Here is a 403-nt window from a genome sequence, read left to right on the forward strand (position 1 = left end):
TCAACCGCCAGTCCGGCGCGAACATCATCGAGACGGTGCGCCAGATCAAGGCACAGTTGCCGGCCTTGCAAGCGGTGCTGCCGTCCAGCGTCAAGCTCAACCTGGCCATGGACCGCTCGCCGGTGATCACCGCCACCTTGCATGAAGCCGAGATGACCTTGCTGATTGCCGTGGCCCTCGTGGTGCTGGTGGTGTACCTGTTCCTGGGTAACTTCCGCGCCTCGCTGATCCCGACCCTGGCGGTGCCGGTGTCGTTGGTGGGGACCTTTGCGGTGATGTACCTGTTCGGCTTTTCGCTGAACAATTTCTCGCTGATGGCGCTGATCCTGGCTACCGGGCTGGTGGTGGACGATGCCATTGTGGTCGATCAGCGCATTCATCAAGTACCGCATCGTTGCGGCGA

General features: G+C 61.5%; 1 protein-coding gene. It reads left to right on the forward strand.

Annotated features, from left to right (window positions below; all coding sequences use genetic code 11):
• The coding region (locus SB764_RS38500; protein ID WP_410866534.1) for an efflux RND transporter permease subunit at nt 1–403 on the forward strand (403 nt) is incomplete at both ends.

The sequence above is a fragment of the Paraburkholderia sp. SIMBA_027 genome (genome assembly GCF_046535315.1).
Classification (GTDB): domain Bacteria; phylum Pseudomonadota; class Gammaproteobacteria; order Burkholderiales; family Burkholderiaceae; genus Paraburkholderia; species Paraburkholderia tropica.